At 70.2% G+C, this 24,810-nt stretch carries 23 protein-coding genes; 5 read left to right on the top strand and 18 right to left on the bottom strand.

Features of this window, described 5'->3' with window-relative positions; genetic code table 11:
* Nucleotides 1-58: 58 nt before the first annotated feature.
* Nucleotides 59-2,026, bottom strand: coding sequence for an AMP-dependent synthetase/ligase (locus ACFVT5_RS00370; RefSeq protein WP_389879859.1), 1,968 nt, complete (start codon nt 2,024-2,026; stop codon nt 59-61).
* A gap of 143 nt (nt 2,027-2,169) precedes the next feature.
* On the opposite strand from ACFVT5_RS00370, the gene ACFVT5_RS00365 reads away from it, so the two are divergent.
* Nucleotides 2,170-3,093 carry a MaoC family dehydratase gene (locus ACFVT5_RS00365; RefSeq protein WP_389880932.1) on the top strand — a complete coding sequence of 308 codons (924 nt, stop codon included), beginning with the start codon at nt 2,170-2,172 and terminating at the stop codon, nt 3,091-3,093.
* 39 nt (nt 3,094-3,132) lie between these two features.
* Here the strand turns inward: ACFVT5_RS00365 and ACFVT5_RS00360 are convergent, their stop codons facing one another.
* From ACFVT5_RS00360 to ACFVT5_RS00345, 4 genes are all read right to left on the bottom strand, one after another.
* Nucleotides 3,133-3,459 (bottom strand): DUF4229 domain-containing protein, encoded by a 327-nt coding sequence (locus ACFVT5_RS00360; RefSeq protein ID WP_389879858.1) that lies wholly within the window; start codon nt 3,457-3,459, stop codon nt 3,133-3,135.
* A 160-nt stretch (nt 3,460-3,619) separates the two neighbouring features.
* Nucleotides 3,620-4,144 (bottom strand): GNAT family N-acetyltransferase, encoded by a 525-nt coding sequence (locus ACFVT5_RS00355; RefSeq protein ID WP_389879856.1) that lies wholly within the window; start codon nt 4,142-4,144, stop codon nt 3,620-3,622.
* A gap of 10 nt (nt 4,145-4,154) precedes the next feature.
* Nucleotides 4,155-5,318, bottom strand: a complete 1,164-nt coding sequence (mqnE, locus tag ACFVT5_RS00350) for an aminofutalosine synthase MqnE (RefSeq protein WP_389880930.1) — start codon at nt 5,316-5,318, stop codon at nt 4,155-4,157.
* A 49-nt stretch (nt 5,319-5,367) separates the two neighbouring features.
* Complete coding sequence (locus ACFVT5_RS00345; protein ID WP_389879854.1) at nt 5,368-5,823, bottom strand: Lrp/AsnC family transcriptional regulator; 456 nt, start codon at nt 5,821-5,823, stop codon at nt 5,368-5,370.
* Between the two features lie 148 nt (nt 5,824-5,971).
* On the opposite strand from ACFVT5_RS00345, the gene ACFVT5_RS00340 reads away from it, so the two are divergent.
* Complete coding sequence (locus ACFVT5_RS00340; protein ID WP_389881025.1) at nt 5,972-6,124, top strand: hypothetical protein; 153 nt, start codon at nt 5,972-5,974, stop codon at nt 6,122-6,124.
* 239 nt (nt 6,125-6,363) lie between these two features.
* On the opposite strand, the gene ACFVT5_RS00335 is transcribed toward ACFVT5_RS00340, so the two are convergent.
* From ACFVT5_RS00335 to ACFVT5_RS00325, 3 genes are all read right to left on the bottom strand, one after another.
* On the bottom strand, nt 6,364-7,050 hold the full coding sequence (locus tag ACFVT5_RS00335) for a UbiX family flavin prenyltransferase (RefSeq protein WP_389879852.1): 687 nt from the start codon (nt 7,048-7,050) through the stop codon (nt 6,364-6,366).
* 790 nt (nt 7,051-7,840) lie between these two features.
* The gene (locus ACFVT5_RS00330) at nt 7,841-8,671 is read right to left on the bottom strand and encodes a family 1 encapsulin nanocompartment shell protein (RefSeq protein ID WP_389879850.1); all 831 of its coding nucleotides are present in this window, start codon (nt 8,669-8,671) and stop codon (nt 7,841-7,843) included.
* Complete coding sequence (locus ACFVT5_RS00325; RefSeq protein ID WP_389879848.1) at nt 8,668-9,723, bottom strand: Dyp-type peroxidase; 1,056 nt, start codon at nt 9,721-9,723, stop codon at nt 8,668-8,670. Before ACFVT5_RS00325 ends, ACFVT5_RS00330 begins: the two co-directional genes overlap by 4 nt.
* 418 nt (nt 9,724-10,141) lie before the next feature.
* Here ACFVT5_RS00325 and ACFVT5_RS00320 point away from each other — a divergent pair, with 418 nt between their 5' ends.
* Nucleotides 10,142-10,720 carry a rhomboid family intramembrane serine protease gene (locus ACFVT5_RS00320; protein WP_389880928.1) on the top strand — a complete coding sequence of 193 codons (579 nt, stop codon included), beginning with the start codon at nt 10,142-10,144 and terminating at the stop codon, nt 10,718-10,720.
* Nucleotides 10,721-10,729: 9 nt separating this feature from the next.
* Here the strand turns inward: ACFVT5_RS00320 and mqnP are convergent, their stop codons facing one another.
* Entirely contained in the window at nt 10,730-11,653 is a 924-nt protein-coding gene (mqnP, locus tag ACFVT5_RS00315) for a menaquinone biosynthesis prenyltransferase MqnP (RefSeq protein ID WP_389879846.1), read from the bottom strand.
* The gene (locus tag ACFVT5_RS00310; RefSeq protein ID WP_389879845.1) at nt 11,650-13,101 is read right to left on the bottom strand and encodes a menaquinone biosynthesis decarboxylase; all 1,452 of its coding nucleotides are present in this window, start codon (nt 13,099-13,101) and stop codon (nt 11,650-11,652) included. The genes mqnP and ACFVT5_RS00310 overlap by 4 nt, the downstream gene beginning before the upstream one ends.
* Before the next feature lie 88 nt (nt 13,102-13,189).
* Between ACFVT5_RS00310 and ACFVT5_RS00305 the strand changes: the two genes are divergently transcribed.
* Nucleotides 13,190-13,594 carry a PLD nuclease N-terminal domain-containing protein gene (locus ACFVT5_RS00305; protein ID WP_389879843.1) on the top strand — a complete coding sequence of 135 codons (405 nt, stop codon included), beginning with the start codon at nt 13,190-13,192 and terminating at the stop codon, nt 13,592-13,594.
* A gap of 668 nt (nt 13,595-14,262) precedes the next feature.
* Here the strand turns inward: ACFVT5_RS00305 and ccsB are convergent.
* The 7 genes from ccsB to hemL all read right to left on the bottom strand — a co-directional run bounded on the left by ccsB (nt 14,263) and on the right by hemL (nt 22,352).
* On the bottom strand, nt 14,263-15,375 hold the full coding sequence (gene ccsB, locus ACFVT5_RS00300; protein WP_389879841.1) for a c-type cytochrome biogenesis protein CcsB: 1,113 nt from the start codon (nt 15,373-15,375) through the stop codon (nt 14,263-14,265).
* Complete coding sequence (locus ACFVT5_RS00295; RefSeq protein ID WP_389879840.1) at nt 15,372-17,132, bottom strand: cytochrome c biogenesis protein ResB; 1,761 nt, start codon at nt 17,130-17,132, stop codon at nt 15,372-15,374. Before ACFVT5_RS00295 ends, ccsB begins: the two co-directional genes overlap by 4 nt.
* A gap of 3 nt (nt 17,133-17,135) precedes the next feature.
* Complete coding sequence (locus ACFVT5_RS00290; RefSeq protein WP_389879838.1) at nt 17,136-17,900, bottom strand: cytochrome c biogenesis CcdA family protein; 765 nt, start codon at nt 17,898-17,900, stop codon at nt 17,136-17,138.
* Between the two features lie 5 nt (nt 17,901-17,905).
* Nucleotides 17,906-18,529 carry a TlpA family protein disulfide reductase gene (locus ACFVT5_RS00285; RefSeq protein WP_389879836.1) on the bottom strand — a complete coding sequence of 208 codons (624 nt, stop codon included), beginning with the start codon at nt 18,527-18,529 and terminating at the stop codon, nt 17,906-17,908.
* Nucleotides 18,530-18,595: 66 nt separating this feature from the next.
* Nucleotides 18,596-19,873: a hypothetical protein gene (locus ACFVT5_RS00280; RefSeq protein ID WP_389880926.1), complete on the bottom strand. Its 1,278-nt coding sequence runs from the start codon at nt 19,871-19,873 to the stop codon at nt 18,596-18,598.
* Between the two features lie 437 nt (nt 19,874-20,310).
* A complete protein-coding gene (locus ACFVT5_RS00275; RefSeq protein ID WP_389879834.1) occupies nt 20,311-21,030 on the bottom strand; it encodes a histidine phosphatase family protein in 720 nt (239 codons plus the stop codon).
* Nucleotides 21,027-22,352, bottom strand: coding sequence for a glutamate-1-semialdehyde 2,1-aminomutase (gene hemL / locus ACFVT5_RS00270; protein ID WP_389879832.1), 1,326 nt, complete (start codon nt 22,350-22,352; stop codon nt 21,027-21,029). Before hemL ends, ACFVT5_RS00275 begins: the two co-directional genes overlap by 4 nt.
* A 327-nt stretch (nt 22,353-22,679) precedes the next feature.
* Here hemL and ACFVT5_RS00265 point away from each other — a divergent pair, with 327 nt between their 5' ends.
* Nucleotides 22,680-23,285: a hypothetical protein gene (locus ACFVT5_RS00265; RefSeq protein WP_389879830.1), complete on the top strand. Its 606-nt coding sequence runs from the start codon at nt 22,680-22,682 to the stop codon at nt 23,283-23,285.
* Nucleotides 23,286-23,314: 29 nt separating this feature from the next.
* Here the strand turns inward: ACFVT5_RS00265 and ACFVT5_RS00260 are convergent, their stop codons facing one another.
* Nucleotides 23,315-24,808: an ATP-binding protein gene (locus tag ACFVT5_RS00260; protein ID WP_389879828.1), complete on the bottom strand. Its 1,494-nt coding sequence runs from the start codon at nt 24,806-24,808 to the stop codon at nt 23,315-23,317.
* Nucleotides 24,809-24,810 lie beyond the last annotated feature (2 nt).

The raw sequence follows: 24,810 nt of genomic DNA, 5'->3' as shown, positions 1-24,810 counted from the left end.
TGAACGGCCGGATCAGCGCGGGCGCAGCCGCTCGCTCACCCCTGGCACTCCCCCTCGATCACCTCCGGTACAGCCCCTCGATCACCCCCGCGAAGTCCCGTTCGATCGCGTCCCGTCTCAGCTTCATCGACGGTGTGAGATGCCCGGTCTCCTCCGCGAAGTCGACCGGGAGGACCGCGAACCGGCGGATCGATTCGGCGCGGGACACCTGCTTGTTGGCGTCGTCCACGGCGCGCTGGAGCGTGGCGAGGAGGTCCGGGTCCCGGGTCAGTTCGTCGGCCGTGGCGCCCTTCCCCTTCATCCGCTGCCAGTGCGCGATCCCCTCCGGCTCAAGGGTGATCAACGCGCTGATGTACGGGCGGTTGTCGCCGACGACCAGGCACTGTCCGACCAGCGGGTGCGCGCGCAGCCAGTCCTCCAGGGGCGCCGGGGCCACATTCTTGCCGCTGGTGGTGATGAGCAGGTCCTTCTTGCGGCCGGTGATGGTGAGATACCCGTCGGCGTCGAGCGCGCCGAGGTCCCCGGTGCGCAGCCAGCCGTCCGGGCTCCCCGGTGTGACACCGCCGGCCTGCGGGTTCCAGTAACCACGGAAGACCTGGCCGCCGCTCAGCAGCACCTCACCGTCCGCCGCGATCCGCACCCGGGTACCCGGCAGCGGCCAACCCACCGTGCCCATACGGGGTTTGAGCGGAGGCGTGACGGTCGCCGCCCCCGTGGTCTCGGTGAGCCCGTACCCCTCGTAGATCTCGATCCCGGCGCCCGCGTAGAAGGAGGCGAGCCGGTGCCCGAGCGGGGAGCCGCCGCAGATCGCGTACCGCACCTTGCCGCCGAGCGCCGCGCGGATACGGCGGTAGACCAGCGGATCGTAGAAGGCGCGGGCGAGCCGGAGGCGGGTCGTGGGCCCGGGTCCGGTGCCGTGCCGCTGCTCCTCGACGGCCTCTCCGTACCGCCGTGCGATCGCCGCCGCACGGTCGAAGGACGCGGCCCGGCCCATCTTCTCGGCCGTGGCCCGGCCGGTGTTGAACACCTTCTCCAGGACGTACGGGATGGCGAGCAGGAAGGTCGGGCGGAACCCGCCGAGATCGGCGAGGAGTTCGTCCGTGGTGAGGGCGGGCGCGTGGCCGAGCCGGACGCGGGCGCGCAGACAGCCGACGGCGACCATCCGCCCGAAGACATGGGCGAGCGGAAGGAAGAGCAGGGTCGACGCGGGCTCGTCGGTGAGGGACTTGAAGACGGGGTGGAGGAGTTCGATCGCGTTGTCGACCTCGGCGAAGAAGTTGCCGTGGGTGAGCGCGCAGCCCTTGGGGCGGCCGGTGGTCCCGGAGGTGTAGATGAGGGTGGCGAGGGTGTCGGGCCCGAGCACGCCCCGCCGTACGGAGACCTCCGCGTCGGGCATGTCCCGTCCGCGCTCGGCGAGTTGGCCGAGGTGATCCTTGTCGAAGACCCACAGGTGCCGCAGATCGGGCAGCCGGTCCCGCTCGGGCCCGAGCGCGGACGCCTGCTCGGCGGACTCGACGGCCAGCGCGACGGCCCCCGAGTCCTGGAGGATCCAGCGCAGTTGGAAGGCGGACGAGGTCGGATACACCGGCACCGTGACCAACCCGGCGGCCCACGCGGCGAAGTCGAGCAGCGTCCACTCGTAGGTCGTACGGGACATGATCGCGACGCGGTCACCCGGCCGCAGCCCCTCGGCGATCAGGCCCTTGGCGACCGCGAGCACCTGCGCGGCGAACTCGGCGGCCGTGACATCGGCCCAGGCGCCGGTCGGCCCCTTGCGTCCGAGGACCACGTCGTGCGGGGCGTCACGGGCGTTGTCGAAGGGGATGTCGGCGAGCGAGCCATGGGTCACGGGGGCGACGAGCGGCGGGACATACGCCTCGCGGACCTCGCCGTCGAGTCGCTTGAGTTCGGGTTCGGCGCGGGAGATTCGTCCGTGGCCGGTCGTGGGGCCGGGGACCTGCCTGTCGCCGGGTCCGGCGCCCGGGACCTGGTGGTGTGACACATCGGGGACCTGGTGGCGTGACATGGGCGGCTCCTTGTCGTGCCGGTCGTGCCGGTCGTGCCGGTCGTGCCGGTCGTGCCGGGGGCATGAGACTCGTCTCGACCTGCTCCTGACCCCCGAGTAACCTTACTCAGAAGTAAATTTAGGGCCGAGGGGTGAGTTGGACAATGGCCAAGGGTCATCTGCGCGTCACCGGCACAACAGCGAACCGTTTCCCCACAGAAACCCCGTCCCTCCTTCCGTCCTTCATACGCGGCGCGTCCCGGTCACCGTTCAAACGGCCGCGCCCCGACGCGCCGTTGCCGTCCGGCCGCGTGACCCGGCCCGCCGTCCGCGCCGACCCCCGGCGGCTGGCCGCGTACGAGCGGATCTGCGGGTTCGCGACCGGGCGGGACGCGCTGCCCGTGACCTATCCGCACGTCCTCGGGTTCCCGCTCGCCATGCGGTTGATGTCCGCGCGTGACTTCCCGCTGCCGCTGCTCGGTCTGGTCCACACGTCGATCGAGATCGTCCAGCACCGGGCGATCGGTCCCGGCGAGGAACTCGAACTCACCGTGTACGCGGAGGGGTTGGCGCCCCATCGGAAGGGCACGGAGGCGACGGTGGTGACGGGGGCGCGGGTCGGCGGGGCGGCGGTGTGGGAGTCGCGCAGTACGTATCTGGCGCGGCACGGGACTTCGGCGAAGGACGCGGCAACCGGCACCGGCGCCGGTACCGGATTCGAACCGCTGCCCGCCCGTGCCGAATGGCGTCTCTCCGGGGACCTCGGTCGGCGCTACGGCGCCGCGTCAGGGGACCGCAACCCGATCCATCTGCATCCGCTGAGCGCCCGCCTCTTCGGTTTCCCGAGGGCCGTCGCACACGGCATGTGGACGGTCGCCCGCTGCCTCGCGGCCCACAGTACGGACGGTCCCGTACGGGTGCGGGCCGACTTCAGGGCGCCGGTGCTGCTGCCGGCGACGGTGACGTACGGGGCGAGCGGCGCGGCGTTCGACCTGCGGAGCGGCGATGACGGCGGGCGGCTTCATGTGCGGGGCGAGGCACGGCCGTTGGACCTGCCATTGGACCCACCGTTGGACCCTCGCCCCTGAGCGGTGAGCGGTGAGCGGTGAGTGGTGAGCGGTGAGCGGTCAGCCGGTCTGCGCGGTGCGGCCGGCGGAGCCCTGCGCGGCGGAGGCACGGGCCGCGTCGTCCGCCACGTCCTCCTGGGTGCGGTTCGCCTCCATGCTCGCCTTCGCCCGGTCGACCCGGTCGATGATCTGCGCGGACGCACGGTCGCGCTGTCCGCGCAGGACGATGAAGCTGACCGGCGCCGAGATCACCATGGCGAGCAGAAGGACCCACAGGAAGTTGGAGCCGCCGAGGCCACGCGGGAGTACGCCGACGTAGACCAGGCCCCAGACGAACACGAAGGAGCCCACGAAGATACCGAGGCGCATCAGCGTGTAGCGGAGCATGTCAATCCACTCTTCCGTTCAGAAAATGGGCGCCTCCCCAGTGAAGCACGGGGTGTCCGGGGAGCGGCAGGCGGGTCGCGGCGGTGCGACTCCGGCGCCGGGCGGGGGGCGCCGAGTCACGTCAGGCACTGGCCCCCGGCCCTCAGCCCTCGGCCCCGGGTCACGTCAGGGTCAGCAGCATGGTGATGTCGTCGCGGTCGTCGCCCGGGGCCACCCGGATCGCGGCGGGTACCCGACCGACCTCCTTGTAGCCGCAGGAGGCGTAGAACTGTTCCAGTCCGAGGCCGCCTCGGCAGCCGAGCCGCACCGCCTCTATGCCGTCCAGGTCCCGCGCGGCGCGTTCCACGGCGGCCAGCAGATCGCGCCCGTACCCCTTGCCCTGGTGCCGTGGATGCACCATCACCGTGTACAGCCACACCCAGTGCCGCATCAGACGGTGGCTGTTGTGCGCGAGGAACGCGGTCGCGGCGACGGCGCCGGTGTCGTCCCGGCCGATGAGCAGCCGCATGCGCCCCTCGGCCATCACCGTGAGCTGCCGCAGCCACTCGGGCCGTATGTCGTCGGGCGTGACGGGCGGGACGAAACCGACGGCGCCGCCCGCGTTCGACACGTCCGTCCACAGGGCGAGTACGCCGTCGCGCAGGTCGGGACCGACGGGCGGGTCCAGTTCGAAGCGGAGCGTCATGGCGGAACCGTCAGACCCGCATGGCCTGCGGGGCCTCACGACGATCCCGGTCCGGTCCCTCGTACTCGCGGATGATCTCGTACCGCGTGTTCCGCTCGACCGGCCGGAAGCCCGCGTCGCGGATGAGGTCGAGCAGGTCCTCGCGGGTCAGCTTGTTCGGCGTACCGAAGTTGTCGGCGTCGTGCGTGATCTTGTACTCGACCACCGAGCCGTCCATGTCGTCGGCGCCGTGCTGGAGGGCGAGTTGGGTGGTGTGGATGCCGTGCATCACCCAGAAGCACTTGACGTGCGGGACGTTGTCGAAGAGGAGCCGCGAGACCGCGAAGGTCTTCAGGGCCTCGGCGCCGGTCGCCATGGTGGTGCGCGCCTGGAGGCGGTTACGGACCTTGCCGTCCTGCATGTCCACGAAGTCGTGCTGGTAGCGCAGCGGGATGAAGACCTGGAACCCGCCGGTCTCGTCCTGGAGTTCGCGCAGCCGCAGTACGTGGTCGACGCGGTGCCGGGGCTCCTCGATGTGCCCGTACAGCATGGTCGAGGGGGTCTTCAGACCCTTCTCGTGCGCCAGGCGGTGGATCCGCGACCAGTCCTCCCAGTGCGTGCGGTGGTCCACGATGTGCTGGCGGACCTCCCAGTCGAAGATCTCCGCGCCGCCACCGGTCAGCGACTCCAGACCGGCGTCGATCAGCTCGTCCAGGATCTCCGACGCGCTCAGCCCCGAGATGGTCTCGAAGTGATGGATCTCGGTGGCCGTGAACGCCTTGAGCCCGACGTTCGGCAGGGCCTCCTTGAGGGCCTTCAGCGAGCGCGGGTAGTAGCGCCAGGGCAGCGTCGGGTGCAGGCCGTTGACGATGTGCAGCTCGGTGAGGTTCTCGTTCTCCATGGCCTTCGCCAGGCGTACGGCCTCCTCGATCCGCATCGTGTACGCGTCCTTCTCACCCGGCTTGCGCTGGAAGGAGCAGTACGCGCACGAGGCGGTGCACACATTCGTCATGTTGAGGTGCCGGTTGACGTTGAAGTGGACCACGTCACCGTTCTTGCGGGTCCGTACCTCGTGCGCGAGGCCGCCGAGCCACGCCAGGTCGTCGGACTCGTAGAGCGCGATACCGTCCTCACGGCTCAGCCGCTCCCCGGCCGCGACCTTCGCCTCCAGCTCCCGCTTGAGCCCCGCGTCCATGCCCTTCACGTCCTACCTCTTCCTGTGAGCGACCTGCACCACCGTACGCTCAGACCTCTTCGGGCAGCTCTCCGACCCGGTTCTCCCACTTCGTGGAGAGCACGATCGTGGTCCGCGTACGGGACACGCCCTTGGTGCCGGACAGCCGGCGGATCGTCTTCTCCAGACCGTCGACGTCGCTCGCGCGGACCTTGAGCATGAACGAGTCGTCGCCCGCGATGAACCAGCAGTCCTCGATCTCGCTCAGGTCCCGCATGCGCTGCGCCACGTCCTCGTGGTCGGCGGCGTCCGACAGGGAGATGCCGATGAGGGCGATGACCCCGAGGCCGAGCGACGCGGAGTCGACGGTCGCGCGGTAGCCCGTGATGACGCCGGCCGCCTCCAGACGGTTGATCCGGTCGGTGACGCTGGGCCCGGAGAGGCCGACGAGCCGCCCGAGTTCGGCGTAGGAGGCCCTGCCGTTCTCCCGCAGGGCCTGGATGAGCTGCCTGTCCACGGCGTCCATAGGTCCGATGCCTTTCATTGTTCAGCGGTCCTGCGAGTTTACGTGTAGAATCTAAGGCATGCAGGGTTGAAACCCTGCGAATCTTTCAAGATTCGCGAGAATTTCCGTGAATCATCACCGTAGACACCTGTCAGGAGTGAGTGTCCCCGTGTACACGATCGAGATGGCCTACGCCCGTATGCGTGAGCTTCAGGAGCTGGCCGACCGCTCGCGTGCCCATCAGCCCACCACGACCCGCCGCGCGGGCACCGGCCGGAAGCGGCGGCGCTCCGCTGGGGGTGCGGGAGGTTCGGTCGCCTGACTCCGGGCCGCCGGAGACTCCGGTGACCGATTGCGCAGTTCCCCGCGCCCCTGAAGGTTCTCGCCGCTGAGGGGTCCGGTCGCTTGGCTGCGGGTCCCCGGAGACTTCGGTGACCGGTCGCGCAGTTCCCCGCGCCCCTGGAGAGGGTTCCCCTCGGTGGGAATCTTGCCGCTGCAAGCGGCGTCCGTGGCATCGGTGACCGGTCGCGCAGTTCCCCGCGCCCCTGGAGGGGCTTGCCGCTATGGGCGTGCGCCACGGCCCAGTTCTCCCTCCCAGCGGCGGTACAGCCGGTGCGGCACCTCTGCCGCGTCCAGCGTCCGCCCCGCGACGAAGTCCACCAGATCCTGGATGTGCGTCGCGCCCGCGTAGAACGCCGGTGAGGCGGGCAGTACGACCGCGCCCGCCTCGTCCAGCGTCACCAGATGCCGCAGCGTCTGCCCGTTGAGCGGGGTCTCCCGGACGGCGACGACCAGCCGCCGCCCCTCCTTGAGCGTCACGCTCGCCGCGCGCTGCAACAGGTCCTTCGACAGGCCGAGCGCGACCCCGGCCACACATGCCGTGGACGCCGGCACGATCAGCATGCCGCGGGTCGCGTACGAACCCGAGGAAGGGCCGGCCGCGAGGTCACCGGCTGCCCAGTGCCGTACGCCGTCCAGGTCCGGCGCCGGAAAGGTGTGCGGTTTGCCGTCCGCGCCGCGGGTCAGCCACTCGCGCAGGTCGTCGCGCCAGCGCGCGTCACGGAACGCGATTCCCGTCTCGTCGAGAAGCGTCAGCCGTGACGCGCGCGAGACGATCAGATCGACGGATTCGCCTGCCGCGAGCAGTGCCCGTAGTACGGACGCGGCGTACGGCGTGCCCGAGGCCCCGGACACCCCGACGACCCAGGGCCGACGCCCGCCCCCTGTCTGCTCCTTCACCTGGTCCACAGCCCCGAGCCTATCCGGCACCCCGGGAAGGCAAATCCGGGCGTCGACCCTCCGGGCCAGGCGAAGGCCACTCCCTGCCGGGGCGCGAGAAGGCCACCCCCTGCCGGGTCGCGTGAGGGCGCTCCCTTCGCACCCGTCACAGCGGCGCCCATTCCCGCACGGCTGAAGGACACCCCCTTCGCATCCCGGCACGACGGAAGCGGCCCCGGACCCGGCGTCCTGCGCATCCGCCCCAGCGGAAGCGGCCACGGACCCGGTGAAGGGCACCACCCTCAAACCCGCCACGGCGGAAGCGGCCCGGCCGGATCGGTGAAGGGCACCGCCCTTCAAACCCGCCGCGGCAGCGCTCAACCACCACACGCCCTACCGGCGGTGCCGAGCCGCCCCCTGCGGGTGCTGCTTCCCACACCGCCGAACACCCCGCATGGGGCTTCTCGCCGTCGCGACGGAAGAAGAAACCGGGCCCCGGCCCCGAAGCCGCCCGGCACTCATTCCCGAACCGGTGTAGGGCACCGCCCTTCGCATCCGCCCCAGCGGAAGAGACCCCGGATCGGTGAAGGGCTCCGCCCTTCAAACCCGCCGCCGCAGCGCTCAACCACCACACGCCCTACCGGCGGGTGCCGAGCCCACCCCGCGGGTGCTCGGATCGGTGAAGGGCTCCGCCCTTCAAATCCGCCGCGGCGGCGCTCAGCCGCCGCGTGCCTGTCCGGCGGTGCCGAGCCGAGACCCGCCCTCCCCCGGGTTGTGTGAAGGGCGGAGCCCTTCGAAACCCCCGTGCCGGAACCGGCGTTCAGGGACCCTGCTCAACCAGCGGAGCGTCCGGCGCTGGGGACAGTGCCACGATCGCCTCGCTCGTGTGGACCAGGAACGTCAGGGACTCCTGGAAGTACAGGGTGACGCTCGTCGCGTCGTGGGAGAGGTAGCCGATCGACAGGTCCTGGCCGAGCCGCAGTTCGTAGTCGCCACCCCGCGCCGACATCAAGAACGCCCCGTCGATCGCCGGCGCCCACACGATCTCACCGTCGAGCAGCCGGGCCAGATGCTCGTGGATCGGGTACCCGTGGTCCGACGTCTCGCTGACAGCGGTGTATGCGTCGGCGCTCAGCGCGAGCGTGTACGGACCGCCGACCCCGGCGAGCCGCAGCTCCGACACGGCCTGGCTGACGGCGTCCGGATACGCGCGGGCGTCACCCGGCAGCACCAGCGGCGGGTTGGACGAGCTGGCGCGGATCCCGGTGATACCGGCCGCCGAGTATCCCTCGAAGATCGCCCGGTCCTCGGCGAACGCGATCCGCCGGGCGGCGTCCTTGACGGGCTGCCAGTCCGCGTCCTGCGCACCCCGCTCCACGTCGTCCACCTGCTGCCGGTGCACGGTGAACGGAACCCGCAGCTCCACCACGGGCTGGGCGATCCGGCTGTGCGCGAGGACATCCTCGGCGGGCGCGGTGACGGGCGTACGGTGCCCGGTGCCGACGGCGGCCAACTCGGGCCCCGCGGCGTCCGGCACGTCCACGATGCGGCGCGCGGCGACATGGCGCTTGAACGTGCGCCGCGCCTCGTTCTCCAGATCGGCCCAGGCGGCGCCGGAGATCGGGGCGAGTTCGCGGTGCAGGTTGTTCATGACGGCGCGCTCCTCTTCAGGTCGCCGATCCCGAGGGAAGCGTCGGCGGGGACGGTGACGGGCACGGGCACGGGGCCGGACACGGTGGGCGTCGAATCGGAGGCCGCTTCGGCGCCGGCCGCTTCCGGCGCGGGCGGCGGGTCGTCGAGGAAGTCGGCGGTCGGCGCGTAGAAAAGGGTGCCGGTGACGGCGGTCGAGAAGTCCAGGATCCGGTCGTGCGAGGACGGCTCACGCCCCAGGAACATGTTCCGCAGCATCTCCTCCGTCACCTCCGGAGTCTTCGCGTACCCGATGAAGTACGTGCCGAACTCGCCCTGCCCCGGACTGCCGAACGGCATGTTGTCCCGCAGGATCTTCCGCTCGGTGCCGTCGGGCTCGGTGATCGTGGTGAGGTCGAGATGCGAACCGGGCGCGTCCAGCTCGACGTTGGTGAGCTTCGTCCGGCCGATGATCTGCTCCTGCGCCTCGACGGACAGGGCGTTCCAGCCGTCGAGGTCGTGCACGTACTTCTGCACGATGACGTACGAGCCGCCCGCGAAGTCCTGGTCCTCGGCGCCGACGAGCGCGGCGGCGTCCGCAACCGGCCCGGTCGGATTCTCGGTGCCGTCCACGAAGCCGAGCAGATCGCGGAAGTCGTAGTACGAGAAACCCTGGACCTCGTCCCGGACGGTGACCGAGCCCCGCAGCCGCCGCATGATCTGCGCGGCCAGGCCGAAACAGAGGTCCTGTCCGGTGGCCCGGATATGGAAGAGCAGATCGCCGGGGGTCGCCACGGCGTGGTGGCGGGGGCCCGTCAGCTCGACGAAGGGGTGCAGCTCGGCCGGGCGCGGACCGTCGAACAGCCGGTCCCACGCGGCGGATCCCACCCCGGCCACACAGCTCAGCCCGTCCTCGGGCCGGCCGAACCCGAGGGCACGCACCAGCCCGGCGAGATCCCCGAGCAGATCGCGCACGTCGTCCTCGCCGCCCGGGTCGACGGTCAGTACGAGAAAGTGGGCGGCCCTGGTGAGGGGGCCGAGGACGTCCTGCGGAACGGGGTCCGAGGTCGGCACGGTGAATCCTCCCGGTCGTTCCGGTCGTTCCAGCCATTCCGGTCACTGCTCGGGATGCACTCCGTACCGGAGGGCACCAGCATGCCCGCACGGGCCGGGGCGTGCATCCCGTGTACGGCACCGGACGGAATCGGACGGAATCGGCTGGAACCACGGCGGGGAGCCGGGCGTTGAGGAAGGCAGAGAGGGAAGACGTCACGGATGACGTCGGCGGAGGACCGGTCGAAGGGGCTCGGGGCGGGCGAGGGACGGGACGGGCGAGGGGACGGGGAGGACAGCGATGGCATTCGACACACCGAGGCCGTACGGGCAGCCGTACGGCACCCCGGGCGAGCGGCCGGACGACGGCGGGCGCTCCCGTGGCGGGGGCCTTCGCGGAAGGGGCCTGCGCGGCAGGGACCTTCGCGGCGGACGGGCGATGACGGCCGGCAAGGTGATGCTGGTCTGGGTGGCGCTGCTGTGGATCCTGGAGGGCGTCGACACGGCGACGAACCACGCCCTGGACACCTACGGCATCACACCCCGCCGCCTCACCGAACTGCGGGACATCGTCCCGGCGGCGTTCCTGCACGGCAGTTGGGACCATGTGGCGTCCAACACCGTGCCCCTGCTGATCCTCGGCTTCATCGCCGCCCTCGCGGGGATACGGAGATTCGCCGCCGTCGTCGCCACGGTGATCGTGGTCAGCGGCCTCGGCGTCTGGCTGACGGCTCCGCCGAACACGGTGACGCTGGGCGCGTCCGGTGTGGTCTTCGGCCTCTTCGGCTATCTCCTGGTGCGCGGCTTCGTGGACCGCAGACCGCTGGACATCGTGGTGGGCGTGATCGTCGCGGCGGTCTACGGCTCGATCCTGTGGGGCGTGCTGCCGACGGACTCCGGTATCAGTTGGCAGGGCCATCTGTTCGGGCTGATCGGCGGTGTCCTCGCGGCCTTCTTCTTCCGGCGGCCCCGGGAGATCACGGCGACACCGCGCACGGCACCGCCGTACATACCCTGAGTCGCGGCCTCAGACCGTCAGACCGCGCACCAGCAGGTCGAGCAGCGCGCACACGAACAGGGCGATCCCGATGAAGCCGTTCGTGGTGAAGAAGGCGCGGTTCAGCCGGGAGAGGTCGTTCGGGCGGACGATGGAGTGCTCGTAGAGGAACGCCATGGCGACGATCACCAGACCGAGCCAGAAGAAGAACCCGGCACCGGTCGCCATCGCGTACCAGACGAACAGCGCCATGGTGATCACGTGGCACACCCGGGCGCCGTACAGCGCGGCGGGGATGCCGAAGCGGGCCGGGACCGACTTCACGCCGTGCGCGCGGTCGGCCTGGACGTCCTGGGAGCCGAAGATCAGGTCGAAGCCGCCGATCCAGACGCCGACGGCGAGTCCGAGGATCACCGCGTCCCAGTCCCAGGAGCCGGTGATCGCGATCCAGGCGCCGACCGGGCCCATGGCCTGGGCGATACCGAGGATGGCGTGCGGGAAGTTCGTGAACCGCTTGCCGTAGGGGTAGACGACCATCGGGACGACCGCGATGGGCGCGAGCGCGAGACAGAGGGGGTTCAGCAGGGCGGCGGCACCGAGGAAGAGGACGACGGCGACGAGTGCGCCGGTCCACGCGGAGCGTACGGAGACGGCGCCGGTGACGATCTCGCGGCCTGCGGTGCGGGGGTTGCGGGCGTCGATCTCGCGGTCGATGATCCGGTTGCAGGCCATCGCGAAGGTCCGCAGCCCGACCATGGCGAGGGTGACCAGCAGCAGTCGGCCCCAGTGGATGTTCTTGTCCCACTGGAACATGGCGGTGAGGGCGGCGATATAGGCGAAGGGCAGCGCGAACACCGAGTGCTCGATCATGACGAGCCGCAGGAACGACTTGACCTTGCCGGCGGGGCGGGCGGGCCCGGCACCTCCGATGAGCCCTTCGGCGGCGGAACTCACAGCCCGTACTCCTTCCAGCGGCGGTCGACCGTGGCCGCCGTCTCCGGGTCGGGCAGCACCATGTCCGGCCAGCCGCCGTCGCGGGTGTAGCCCTCCTCGGGCAGCTTCTTGGTGGCGTCGATGCCGGCCTTGCCGCCCCAGAACTGCTGGTAGGAGGCGTGGTCGAGATGGTCGACGGGGCCTTCGACGACGGACAGGTCGCGGGCGTAGTCGACATTGCCGAGGGCGCGCCAGGCCACCTCGTGCAGATCGTGCACGTCGCAGTCGGAGTCCACGACGACGATCAGTTTGGTCAGGGACATCATGTGGGCACCCCAGATGGCATGCATGACCTTCTGGGCGTGCTTCGGGTACTTCTTGTCGATCGAGACGATCGCGCAGTTGTGGAAGCCGCCGGCCTCGGGCAGGTGGTAGTCCACGATGTCCGGCACGATGATCTTGAGCAGGGGAAGGAAGAACCGTTCGGTGGCGCGGCCCAGGGGGCCGTCCTCCAGCGGGGGGCGGCCGACGACGGTCGACTGGAGGAGCGGTCGCTTGCGCATGGTGACGCAGTCGATGGTGAGCGCGGGGAAGGGTTCCTGCGGGGTGTAGAAGCCGGTGTGGTCGCCGAAGGGGCCCTCGGGGAGCATCTCCCCGGGTTCGAGCCAGCCCTCCAGGACGACCTCGGCCTGCGCGGGGACCTGGAGCGGCACGGTCTTGCAGTCGACCATCTCGATGCGCTTGCCCTGGAGGAAACCGGCGAAGAGGTACTCGTCGATGTCGCCGGGGAGCGGGGCGGTGGCGGCGTAGGTCACGGCGGGCGGGCAGCCGAAGGCGATGGCGACGGGCAGCTTCTCGCCCCGGCGGGCGGCGACCTGGTAGTGGTTGCGGCTGTCCTTGTGGATCTGCCAGTGCATACCGATGGTGCGGCGGTCGTGGCGCTGGAGCCGGTAGAGCCCGAGGTTGCGGATGCCGCTGTCCGGGTCCTTGGTGTGGGTGAGACCCAGATTGAAGAAGGAACCGCCGTCCTGCGGCCAGGTGAACAGCGCGGGCAGCGCGTCCAGATCGACGTCGTCACCGCGCAGCACCACCTCCTGCACGGGTCCGTCCTTGACCTTCTTCGGCGGTACGTGGGCCATGGCGCCGAGCTTGCCGAATGCCTCGCGGACGCCGACGAAGCCGTGCGGCAGCTCCGGCTTGAGCAGGCCGCCGATGCGGTCGCTGATCTCGGCGTACGACTTCAGGCCGAGGGCCTTCAGCAGGCGACGGTCGGTCCCGAAGACGTTCATCGCCAGCGGCATGGCGGAGCCCTTGACGTTCTCGAACAGCAACGCGGGGCCCTGGGCCTTCTGGACCCGGTCGACGATCTCCCCGACCTCCAGGTAGGGGTCGACTTCCACCTTGACTCGCTTGAGATCGCCCTCGCGTTCCAGTGCGCGGAGCAGGGACCGAAGATCGTCGTAAGCCATGCGGTCCAGTATCCGGTACCGGTTACCCTGGCCCCGTCACCGGGGCCGCGCTGCGGCCCACCGTCACATTCCGGGGGTTCGGACCACCATGCTCAGGTATCTGCCCACTCTGCTGGTACTGGCGCTGTGGATCTACGCGTTCATCGACTGCCTGAACACACCGGAGGAAGAGGTCAAGCACCTCCCGAAGGTGGTCTGGGTGATCATCGTGCTGCTCTTCGGCACGGTGCTGCTCGGCCCGATCGCGTGGCTGGTCGCAGGCAAGGTCCGCAAAGCCCCCGCCGGCGGCGCGACCCCGTCGGAATGGCACCGCAACCACCGCACGGAGTTCGTCGCCCCCGACGACAACCCGGACTTCCTGAAATCCCTGAAGGAAGAGAACAAGAAGGACGAAGCCCTCCTGAAGGACTGGGAAGCCGACCTCCGCCGCCGAGAGGAAAACCTCCGCCGCAACGGAGAGACCCCCAACCCGGAAGAAGACCCCAAGCCGTAACCTCCGGCGGACAACCGGAAAAACCCCGCCTGCGGCGCGCCCCCCTGCCGGGGTACACCCCACGCAGTCCGCCGTAACCTCCGCCAGAACCCGCCTGCGGCCGGAAGCATCGACCCTGACGGGTCCGGAGGCGCGCACCGTACAGCCCGCCGAATACCCGAGACTGTTCCAGCCCCGGCGGGGTTGACTCCGCCACAGGCGCGAGGCCGTCCGCGCCGCAGGCGCGAGGTTGGTCCCGCCGCAGGCGGGTTTCTCTCCCGCCCCAGCGGCGCTCAGCCCCCGGCGAGAGTGTCCGGCGGTGTGGGGACGGGCCCGGGACCCGCTCCGGGGTTCATTGGCGCCACACCGAAAAGGGGCTCCCGCCCCGGCGGGTTTGGTTCTTTGCGCCGCAGCGGCGCTCAGCCCCGGCGGGGGCGTCGGAACGGGGCACGCTCCGCCACCGACAGGCGCGGCCCGCGCTCCCGCCACAGGCGCGAGACAGTTCCCGCCGCACGCGCAAGGCTCTTCCCGCCCCGGCGGGGTTGACTCCGCCGCAGGCGCGAGACCGTCCGCGCCGCAGGCGTGAGGTTGGTCCGCCGCAGCGGTGGTCAGCCCCCGGCGGGGGTGTCCGGCGGTGTGGGGCAGGCATCCGATGGGGGGTATGGGGGGGCACCCCCCATACGACCGGTCTATACGCCTGCGTACGAGTGTTTGCCGGTGACGAAGATGTTGACTCCGTAGTAGTTGAAGAGCCAGCAGCCGAAGGCGATCAGGGCCAGGTAGGCGGCCTTGCGGCCCTTCCAGCCGGCGGTGGCGCGGGCGTGCAGGTAGCACGCGTAGGCAATCCAGGTGATGAAGGACCAGGTCTCCTTCGGGTCCCAACCCCAGTACCGACCCCACGCGTCGCCGGCCCAGATCGCCCCGGCGATGATCGTGAAGGTCCACAGCGGGAACACGGCGGCGTTCACCCGGTACGAGAACTTGTCCAGCGTCGCCGCCGCGGGCAACCGCTCAAGGACCGACGTGGCGAACTTCCCGGGCGTCCCCCCGCTCGCGAGCTTGTTCTCGTACGAGTCCCGGAACAGGTACAGGATCGTGCTGACGGCACCCACGTAGAAGACCGCGCCGCAGAAGATGGCCGTCGAGACGTGGATCCACAGCCAGTACGAGTGGAGCGCGGGCACGAGCTGGTCGCTGGCCGTGTAGAGGACGGTGACGGCGAGTCCGAGGTCGAGCAGGACCGTGGTGACCAGCGGGAGCCCGATCCAGCGGACGTTCTTCTTCAGCGCGAGCAGCGCGAGGTAGACACCGACGGCGACCGTGGTGAAGGTGATGTTGAACTCGTACATGTTGCCCCACGGCGCCCGCTGCACCGACAGGGCGCGGGTGACGACACCGCCCGCCTCGACGAGGAACGCGAGCGCGGTGAGCGAGACCGCGATCCGGCCGTACAGGTCGCCCTGCGCGTCACCGCCCGAGGCACCGGGACCGTCCGGCACGTCACGCGTGCCGGCCGCGGACCGGGTGATGACCTGGGGCCGTTCCAGAACGGTCGTACCGCCCTCGGACCGCACGGTCACGGCGGGCCCGGCACCGGCGGCGCCCTTGCCGGAGCCGGAGCCCGAGCCGGAGCCGGAGGTCGCGGTCAGCGCCGCGGCCGTACGGCCGACCTTGCTGCGGCTACCGAAGACCCACTCGGCCAGATGCGCGAAGAAGGCCAGTGTGTAGACGGCCATCGCGGAGTAGATCAGCACATTGCTGATCTGCGCCAGGTTTTCGTTGGTTGCGGCGGCGAGAGTCACTTCTCTGCCCCTTCGACGGGTACGACTGGGGTGTCGGGGTCGGTGGCCGTGGGCGGGCTGCCCCCGGTCGATGTGGGTGCCGTGGGTGCCGTGTCGTGCACGGCACCGGCGAGTTCGGAGAGTTCCTCGGGCACCTTCGCGGACTCGCTGCGGCCGAGCCCGGCCATCTCGACGACGGTGACCCCGTCGGCTCCGGTGGTGGCCCGCACCCACACGCGGCGGCGCTGGATGAAGAGGGAGCCGGCGAGTCCGGCGATGGCTGCGAGCGCGGCGCCGAGCGCCCAGCCGCTGCCGGGCTGACGGGTGATCTGGAAGCCGGCCCACTCCCGGATGTCCTTCTCGAAGGTGATCGAGCCGGCGCCGTTCGGAAGCTCCATGGTCTCGCCGGGCCGCAGCCGCGTCTTGAGCAGCTCACCCTTGGAGTCCTTGAACTCCTTCAGCTTGGTCTTGTCGAGCTGGTACACGTTCTGCGGCAGCCCCGCGTCGACGCCGAGGGAGCCGTGGTACGCGGACAGCGCGAGGACGGGGTAGTCGAGCGCCGGGAACTGGGAGAGCATCTGGCCCTGCCCGAAGCCCGCGAAGGTCGGCACGAAGAAGGCGTTGAACCCGAGCTGTTCCTTGGTGCCGTTCTTGTCGCGGTAGCCGTCGAGCACCTTGATGGCGCCGGACGAGGTGACGTTCGAGTCGAGCGGCAGCAGCGGCACGGCCTGGCTGAAGACGACCTTGCCGCGGCCGTCCCGGACGGTGACGACGGGCGCGTACCCGTGACTGACGAGGTAGACCTTGGAACCGTTGATCTCCAACGGCTCGTTGACCTTGATAAGCCGTTTCTGCTCGGCACCGTCGACGCCTTTGCTGTACGTGACGTCCGCCTGGTACGTGCGCGGGGTGCCCTTGTTGGGTCCGGTGGGCTCGTAGCTGCCCTCGAACTTGTCGAGGCGGAAGCTGAACGGTTCCAGCTCGTCGGGCGTGAAGAGGTTGCCGGACTTGAAGTCGTCGTACTGCGTGAGCGTGTTGGAGAAGCCGTCGCCCTCCAGGATCAGCTTGTTGCCCTCGGACTTGAGGAGCTGGCCCGCGGCGAAGGCGATCAGCATCACGATCAGCGCGATATGGAAGAGGAGGTTCCCGGCCTCGCGGAGATAGCCCTTCTCGGCGGCGACGGCGTCCCCGGCGAGGTGCGCGCGGAAACGGCGCCCCTTCAGCAGGGTGAGCGCGGCCTCACGTACCCGCTCGGGTTCCGCGTCGGTGCGCCAGGTCGCGTAGGCCGGCAGCCGGGTCAGCCTGCGCGGCGCGCCCGGCGGGCGGCTGCGGAGCTGGCCGACGAACTGCCAGGTGCGGGGCACGATGCAGCCGATGAGCGAGACGAACAGCAGGATGTAGATCGCCGAGAACCACACCGAGCTGTAGACGTGGAAGAGGCCGAGCTTGTCGTAGAGCGGCCCGAGCGTGTCGTGGCTCTTGCGGAACTCGTCGACCCGGAAGTCGTCGGTGCCGCTCTGCGGGATGAGGGAGCCGGGGATCGCGCCGAGCGACAGGAGCAGCAGCAGGATCAGGGCGACCCGCATCGAGGTGAGCTGCCGCCAGAACCAGCGGGCCCAGCCGATGACGCCGAGCGCGAAGAAATTGGTCGCGGAGTCCTCGACGGGGGCGGTGGACAACTGCGAGCCGGCGGCGCCGAGATCGCGGTCGTCGGCGGCGGCCTGGGCGCGGTCGGCTTCGGCCTGTGCTCGCTCGCCGTCCGTCTTGATGTCGCTCATGGATCAGATCCCCACCGTGAAGCCGTTGGACCAGACCTGCATCTCCTGGACGATGCTGTCCCACGCGCCGGTCAGCAGCAGCAGCCCGGTCGCGATCATCATGCCGCCGCCGATCCGCATCACCCACGCGTAGTGGCGCTTGACCCAGCCGAAGGTGCCGAGCGCCTTGCGGAAGGCGATCGCCGCGACGACGAAGGGGAGCCCGAGGCCGAGGCAGTACGCGACCGTCAGTATGGCCCCGCGGCCCGCGCTCGCCTGGTCCATCGCGAGCGCGTTCACGGAGGCGAGGGTCGGGCCCACGCACGGGGCCCAGCCGATTCCGAAGAGGGCGCCGAGTACCGGGGCGCCCGCGAGACCCGCGGCCGGCCGCTTGTGGAAGCGGAACTCACGCTGGGTCAGCCAGGGCATCAGGCCCAGGAAGAACACCCCGAGCAGCACCATCAGCACGCCGAGCACCCTCGACAGGGTCTCCTGGTGCTCCTTGAGCGTTTCGCCGAAGAAGCCGAACAGGGCGCCGCCGGAGACGAACACGACGGTGAAGCCGAGCACGAACAGTCCGGCGCCCGCCGCCATCCGCCCGCGTCTGGCCTCCGCCAGATCGGTGCCGGAGACCCCGGTGACGTACGAGAGGTAGCCGGGGACGAGGGGCAGGACGCAGGGCGAGAAGAAGGAGACGAGACCGCCGAGTACCGCGATCGGCAGGGCGAGCAGCAGGGCCCCGCTGAAGACGGTCTGGTTCAGGTCGCCGACCGCGGCGAGTGCGCTCACACCGATCACTTCTCCGCGATCAGCGGCTTGAGGATGGAGCGCAGTTTCTCCTCGCTGAGCGCCGTCAGCGACCGGACGGCGATCTTGCCGTCGCGGTCGAGTACGACGGTGGAGGGGATCGACTGCGGGTTGAGCGTGCCCTTCGGGAAGCGGAGCATCAGCTTGCCCATCGGGTCGTAGAGGCTCGGGTAGGTGACGCCGAAGTTCTTCTCGAACTCCTTGGCCGGGGCCCGGTCGGTGTCACGGGTGTTGATGCCGACGAACTCGACGCCCTGTGCCTTGGACTCCTTGGAGACCTTGGCGAAGCCGGGTGCCTCCGCGCGGCAGGGCGGGCACCACGAGCCCCAGATGTTCAGGACGACGATCTTCCCTTTGAGGTCCGTGACGTCGAGCTGCTTGCCCTCCAGGGTCTCGCCGTCGAGCTGCGGACCGCTCTTGCGGTCGGCCTTCTTGACGGTGGCGACGCCGTCGGAGCCGGTGATGTAGTTGGTGTTCCCGGAGCCCCCGGAGGTGCCGCCCGAGGCGCACGCGGTCAGGGCGAGCGCGGCGGTCACGGCGCCGGCCGAGAGCAGGACGGCGCGGCCACTACGGGTGTGACGGCTCTGGGGGGTGCGGCGGGCGGCACTCATGTGAAAAGTTTCGCATGCCCGTTTCGGGGATCTTCCGCACCCCCCTCGGGGAGGAGAAACCGCCTATCAGGTGGCACTTCCGGTGTCCGGGGATGTATTGGTGCCGGTGCTCGACCCGCTCGCCGGGGCCTCCTTGAGGAAGGCGTTCCAGCCACCCGCCGGTTCCTGGCCCACGTCGAGCGTGCGGAGCTTCTCCAGGACCTCGGGGCGTTGGACGTCGAGCCAGTCCACGAACTGCCGGAAGGAGACCAGCCGTACATCCTTCTTGCCCGCCATGCGCCCCAGTGCTTCCTCGACGGCATCCATATAGATACCGCCGTTCCACTCCTCGAAGTGGTTGCCTACGAAGAAGGGCGCCCGGTTGGTCTCGTACGCGCGGCGGAACCCGGCGAGGTAGGCGCCCGCCGCCTGCTCGCGCCAGCGCGGGTAGTTCGCCGGGGGCGCCTTGGTCGAGTTCTGGGACTGGTTGGCGAGGATGTTGTAGTCCATCGAGAGAACCTCGAACGTGTGGCCGGGGAACGGGATGCCCTGGAGTGGCAGATCCCACACGCCGCCCTTCTTCCGCGGCCACTGCTGCCGCCCGCCCGGCGAGGACGCGTCGTAGCGCCAGCCCAGCGCGCGGGCGGTGGGCAGCAGGTTGTCCTGGCCGAGCAGACAGGGCGTACGGCCGCCGATGAGTTCCTTGTCGTAGTCGAAGGGCAGCGCGGGCAGATCGGTCCAGCCCGAGTTGGTACGCCAATTCTTGACAAAGGACTTGGCCTGGTCGATCTCGCTGCGCCACTGCGTCGGGGTCCAGTTGCCGACGGAACCGCCGCCGCCGCAGAAGTGCCCGTTGAAATGCGTGCCGATCTCATGCCCGTCGAGCCAGGCGCGCCGAAGGTTCTTCAGGGTGTCCTTGATATGGGCATCGGTGAGATACCCGATATCGGAGGCACCCACCGGGTTGTTCGGCGGGCGATAGAGGCGCTTCTTCGACTCGGGCAACAGATAGATCCCGGAGAGAAAGAAGGTCATGTGCGCGTCGTGGTCCTCGGCGAGCTGGAGGAAACGCGGGAAGAGACCATTTCCGACTTCACCCGCACCGTCCCAGGAAAAGACCACGAACTGCGGTGGAGTTTCCCCGGGTTCGAGCGGAACGGGCTTCGCGGGCTGCTTCGGCTGCTTTCCGGTGTACGCGGTCGAACCGTCCCCGAGCGGTTTGGCGGGGTGGCCCGTGGGACTGGGCTTGCCGCCGCCGGGCCGGTCGCCGCCCGTGTGCCCGGCTCCCGTACCGGAACCCGAACTGCCCTTGCTGCATGCGGCGAGGCCGAGTGCGGCGGCGGTGCCCGCGCCGAGCCCGAGCATGCCCCGGCGGCTGAGTCCCCGGCGATCGAGCCCCCGCCGCCGGGCGCCGCCACCTATGTCGCTGTCGGCGCCTGTGTCGCTGTCGGCGGCTATGTCACCGCGACCTATGTCATCGCCGCCTATGTCACCGCGGCCGTCCCCGTCGTCGCTTCCGTGTGCACTACCGCCGCCGCTTCCGCTTTCCGTACGGCTCCGGCTTCCCCCGCGGTCGATGTCCCGCATTCCGTCCGTCCCCTGATTCGTCGCGCCCCGTCGTGGTCCGTCCATTCCTGATGAACGACCTGTTAGAGGGCGCGCAGAACCCACGGGTTCCGATCACAGGAACATATGCCGGGGATTTTGCGGAGATGTAACTCACCGCGCGGGAAAGGCGCTCGGCTCGCTGGCGTATCGCTGACGCATCGCTTACGGATGCCTACGCTCTGCCCACGCGGTGCTTACGCTCCGAATGCCTTGTCCTTACCCTTCACCGGCTTGGCGCCCGCCAGAAGATGGGACGGTACGAGGTCCCTCGCCGGTTCCGTGTAGCCGACCGAGACGATGCGGTCGCCCTCGTAGGTGAAGGTCGTCAGGGACGCGAGGGTGCACTGGCGGCGGCGCGGGTCGTGCCACAGCCGGCGCCCCTCCACCGCGCTGCGCACGATCCAGATGGGCAACTGGTGGCTCACGCACACCGCTTCGTGCCCCCGGGCCGCGTCGCGGGCCGCGTCCAGGGCCGCCTTCATCCGGGCGACCTGCTCGATATAGGGCTCGCCCCAGGACGGCTTGAACGGGTTGACCAGGTGCTTCCAGTTCTCCGGCCGGCGCAGGGCGCCGTCGCCGACGCCGAAGGTCTTGCCCTGGAAGACGTTGCCCGCCTCCATCAGCCGTGCGTCGCTCGCCACATCGAGACCGTGCGCCTTGGCGATCGGCGCCGCCGTCTCCTGCGCGCGCTCCAGCGGCGAGGCGACGACATGGGTGATGTCGCGGGTCGCGAGGTGCTCGGCGACCCGGTCGGCCATCTGCCGCCCCAGCTCCGAGAGGTGGTAGTCGGGCAGCCGCCCGTAGAGGATCCCGTCAGGGTTGTGCACCTCGCCGTGCCGCATGACGTGCACGACGGTGCGCTCGGCTGTGCTCTCGGCTGCGGGCTCGGCTGCGCGTTCGACGCTGTCACTCATTCGGTGACCTCCGTGGCCTCGGCGGCGGCGCGGGCGGCGGCCGGGAGGGCCTCGGCGACGCGCTCGATCGCCCGCTCGTCGTGGGCGGTCGACACGAACCAGGACTCAAAGGCGGAGGGCGGCAGATAGACGCCCTGCGCGAGCATGGAGTGGAAGAACGCGGTGAACCGGAACGACTCCTGCCGCTTGGCGTCCTCGTAGTTCCGCACCTCGCCGTCCGTGAAGAACACCGAGAACATGTTGGAGGCGTTCTGCACCTGGTGCGCGACGCCCTCCTTGGTGAGCGCGTCCCCGACGAGCCCCCGCAGCCGGGCCGAGACGGCGTCGACCGTCGCGTACGCGGCGTCGTCGAGGAGGCGGAGCTGCGCCAGGCCCGCGGCGGTCGCGACCGGGTTCCCGGAGAGGGTGCCCGCCTGGTAGACCGGCCCGGCCGGGGCGAGCGCGGCCATGACGTCGGCGCGTCCGCCGAACGCGGCGGCCGGGAACCCGCCGCCCATCACCTTGCCGAAGGTCATGAGGTCCGGCTCGACGCCGTCGATCCCGAACCAGCCCGCCTTTGACGTACGGAATCCGGTCATCACCTCGTCGGAGATGTACAGCGCGCCATTGTCCCGGCAGAGCTGTTTCAGGCCCGCGTTGAACCCCGGTTCCGGCGGCACCACGCCCATGTTGCCGGGCGACGCCTCCGTGATGAGGCAGGCGATCTCACCAGGGTGCGCGGCAAAGGCGGCACGGACCGCGTCGAGGTCGTTGTACGGGAGTACGACGGTGTCGCCGGCCTGGGCACCGGTGACGCCCGGCGTGTCGGGGAGCGCGAACGTCGCGACACCGGAACCGGCGGCGGCGAGCAGCGCGTCGACGTGCCCGTGGTAGCACCCGGCGAACTTGATCACCTTGGCGCGTCCGGTGAATCCGCGCGCGAGACGGATGGCGGACATCGTCGCCTCCGTACCGCTGGACACCAGCCGGACCTGGGCGACCGGCGCCACCCGGGCCACGATCTCCTCGGCGAGCGCGACCTCGCCCTCGCCGGGCGTACCGAAGGACGTGCCGCGCACGACGGCGTCCTGGACGGCGGCGATCACCTCGGGCCTGGCATGGCCGAGGATCATCGGCCCCCAGGAGCACACCAGATCGACGTACTCACGGCCGTCGGCGTCGGTCAGATACGGGCCCGTACCGGACACCATGAAACGGGGTGTACCGCCCACGGCGCGGAACGCGCGCACGGGAGAGTTCACGCCGCCGGGCGTCACGAGGGCCGCGCGGTCGAACAGCGTCTGTGAGACGGGGGCTTCATATCGATAGGGCAGTTCGGTCATGACCTGCGGCTTCTCCGACTCCGGGGGCGGGTGACCTCCCCAGGGTAGGTCAGTGCTCCGACACCGCCCACGAGCGGAAGATCTCGGCCACCGAACGGCGCGCGGACACCCGCGTCGCACCACGACCGGCCCCCAGCCCGCTCGCGTCTGCGAAACTGGGCCTGCGTACGGACAGCTCACACGAGCCGTCGTGTCAGACGCGCCGTCATCCTGCGGACACATGTTTCACCGCACGTTTCGCCGGGCGGACGTGGGGGAGGTCACTGACACGATGATCGGGTTGCGCGGCCGGGGCCGTGCGCCTTAGAAAAGCAGTCGGGTGGAGATATGCATCGCGGTGGCGGACTGGGCGAGGGGACCGACGACCTGGGTCCCGGGCGTGCCCGGCGGGGAAAGCACCGGCGCGAGGCGGAGGCGGCGGGAGCGGCGGGAGCGCAGATCCCGTCGGCACGAGGCGGTGCGGAGCGGGCACACGCGGGAAGCAGGAGTGGGCGGGTGGGGGTGACGTACAAATATTTCGGTGCCCCGGACGGCGCCACAGCGGCACGTGTGCCGATTTCGATGCGCCCCGAGGAACTCGGCGGCGACGAACTCGGCATGGGCGGCATGTTCACCAAGATCAAGCCGGAGACGATGGCCGCGATGGTCCTCACGGGCATCGAGGGCATACCCCTGCACAAGGTCCCCCCGCTCGAACTGGTCGTCCTCCACCCGGACTACGCGGTGGTGAAGCTCCCCATGACCGTCGTCGACCCACTGCGCGGCATCGGCGAGGAGGCGGTGGGCGCGGCGGCGTTCATCTGGTCCACGGTCCCCGACCGCGGCGGCCCCCGCGACGCGTACAACGTCTATCAACTGCTGCACGAGTGGCAGGATTTCAGCCACCGTCTGCATGAGGCGGGGCATCAGCCTTATTGCCTTGTGTGGCCCTGAGCAGACCCGAGCAGACCTGAGCAGCAGCCTCAGTGCTTGGTGTGGCCCTGGGCCCTCGTACCGTTCGTGTCGGGCGGTAGGGGCACCGTGAAGCCGATGGTGGCTCCGCCGGAGGGGCGCAAGGACGCGAAAGCGGTGCCTCCGTGGGATGTCGCCACGTCCTGGACGATCGACAGGCCCAGGCCCGAGCCGGGGAGACTGCGGGCGTCGGCGGCGCGGTAGAAGCGGTCGAAGATATGGGCGAGGTCGGACTCGGCGATGCCGGGGCCCCGGTCGCGCACCTCGACGCGGCCCCCGCCGTGGGCGTCCCTCGTGACCACGATCTCGATCGGCGCGGTGCCGTCGCGGTCGAACTTGGCGGCGTTCTCGACCAGGTTGGACAGTGCCCGCTGGAGCGCGGCCGGGCGGCCGAGGACGACCGGGCCACCGGACGGACCGGCCGAGACCGTCACGGTGCGGCCGGTGCGGCGCCGTGCCAGTGCCGCGACGTCCTGCGCGATGTCGCCGAGCGCGACCTCCTCGGGCGGCTCGTCGTCCTGCTGGCCCGCCGCGAGGTCGACCAGCTCGTTGACCAGGTCGGTCAGCTCCAGGGACTCCTGGGCCAGGTCCGCGACCAGTTCGTCCCGGGCCGCCGGGGGCAGCTCCTCGATACGGCGCAGCATCGAGATGTTCGTACGGAGCGACGTGAGCGGGGTGCGGAGTTCGTGGCCCGCGTCCTGCACCAGTCGCCGCTGGTCCTCCTCGGAGCGGGCCAGGCGGCCCAGCATCCGGTCGAAGGAACGGCCCAGACGCCCCACCTCGTCGCGTCCGGCGACCGGCACGCGCGCGTCCAGGATCCCCGTACGGGCCACGTCCTCGGCGACGCCGGCGAGCCGCACCAGGCGTTCGGTGATGCGGCGCGCGAGCCACCAGCCGACGATGCCCGCGGCGACGACCACCGCCAGGGCGAAGAGCACGGTGCGCTGCTGGAGGGTCTGGAGCAGGTCCTCGGTGTCGCTCAGCTCCTGCGCGACCTGCACCGCGCCCCGCCCCTTGCCGAGCGACACGGTCGCGATCCGGTAGTGGCCGTCCCCCGCCTCCGCGTTCTCCCGCACCGTCACACCCGAGTCGCCGGCGTTCGCGACGGTGCGTTCCCGTTCGCCGACGGGTAGTTCGGGCTTGCCCTTGTCGGCGATCGCGCCGCCCGGACCGAGGATCTGGACATTGGTGTGGGTGGGCCGGAACAGCTCGTCGAGCGGACCGTCGTGGTCCGGATCGGTCAGGGTGAAGTCCTTCGAGTCGAGCGTGGTCACGATCACCTGGTCACGCAGGTCCCGCACGACCCCGTCGAACGCGGTCTGCTGGTCGACCCGGACCAGCCGCGCCGCCGAGTCGTAGCTGAGGAACCCGACGAGCAGCGTCACCACGGCGGCGACGGCCGCGAACGACACCGCGAAGGTGGTCCGCAGCGACGCGGGAGGCAGCCGCAGCCACCGGCGGACCCGGAGTCTCGCGACAGCGGCACGAAGGCGCCCACGGGCCATGG

Source organism: Streptomyces sp. NPDC058001 (assembly GCF_042886315.1).
Taxonomy (GTDB): Bacteria; Actinomycetota; Actinomycetes; order Streptomycetales; family Streptomycetaceae; genus Streptomyces.
Note: the sequence above shows the minus strand (reverse complement) of the source record. Positions and strands in the feature narration are given on the sequence as shown.

Coding starts and splice junctions, on each gene's coding strand:
- ACFVT5_RS00285 (WP_389879836.1), bottom strand. CDS start 18,529: ATGAGTGCCGCCCGCCGCACCCCCCAGAGCCGTCACACCCGTAGTGGC.
- ACFVT5_RS00370 (WP_389879859.1), bottom strand. CDS start 2,026: ATGTCACGCCACCAGGTCCCCGATGTGTCACACCACCAGGTCCCGGGC.
- ACFVT5_RS00355 (WP_389879856.1), bottom strand. CDS start 4,144: ATGACGCTCCGCTTCGAACTGGACCCGCCCGTCGGTCCCGACCTGCGC.
- mqnE (WP_389880930.1), bottom strand. CDS start 5,318: ATGGACGCGGGGCTCAAGCGGGAGCTGGAGGCGAAGGTCGCGGCCGGG.
- ACFVT5_RS00260 (WP_389879828.1), bottom strand. CDS start 24,808: ATGGCCCGTGGGCGCCTTCGTGCCGCTGTCGCGAGACTCCGGGTCCGC.
- ACFVT5_RS00310 (WP_389879845.1), bottom strand. CDS start 13,101: ATGGCTTACGACGATCTTCGGTCCCTGCTCCGCGCACTGGAACGCGAG.
- ACFVT5_RS00360 (WP_389879858.1), bottom strand. CDS start 3,459: ATGCTCCGCTACACGCTGATGCGCCTCGGTATCTTCGTGGGCTCCTTC.
- ACFVT5_RS00305 (WP_389879843.1), top strand. CDS start 13,190: ATGCTCAGGTATCTGCCCACTCTGCTGGTACTGGCGCTGTGGATCTAC.
- ACFVT5_RS00365 (WP_389880932.1), top strand. CDS start 2,170: ATGGCCAAGGGTCATCTGCGCGTCACCGGCACAACAGCGAACCGTTTC.
- ACFVT5_RS00330 (WP_389879850.1), bottom strand. CDS start 8,671: ATGAACAACCTGCACCGCGAACTCGCCCCGATCTCCGGCGCCGCCTGG.
- ACFVT5_RS00345 (WP_389879854.1), bottom strand. CDS start 5,823: ATGGACGCCGTGGACAGGCAGCTCATCCAGGCCCTGCGGGAGAACGGC.
- hemL (WP_389879832.1), bottom strand. CDS start 22,352: ATGACCGAACTGCCCTATCGATATGAAGCCCCCGTCTCACAGACGCTG.
- ACFVT5_RS00295 (WP_389879840.1), bottom strand. CDS start 17,132: ATGAGCGACATCAAGACGGACGGCGAGCGAGCACAGGCCGAAGCCGAC.
- ACFVT5_RS00275 (WP_389879834.1), bottom strand. CDS start 21,030: ATGAGTGACAGCGTCGAACGCGCAGCCGAGCCCGCAGCCGAGAGCACA.
- ACFVT5_RS00320 (WP_389880928.1), top strand. CDS start 10,142: ATGACGGCCGGCAAGGTGATGCTGGTCTGGGTGGCGCTGCTGTGGATC.
- ACFVT5_RS00265 (WP_389879830.1), top strand. CDS start 22,680: ATGCATCGCGGTGGCGGACTGGGCGAGGGGACCGACGACCTGGGTCCC.
- ACFVT5_RS00280 (WP_389880926.1), bottom strand. CDS start 19,873: ATGCTCGGGCTCGGCGCGGGCACCGCCGCCGCACTCGGCCTCGCCGCA.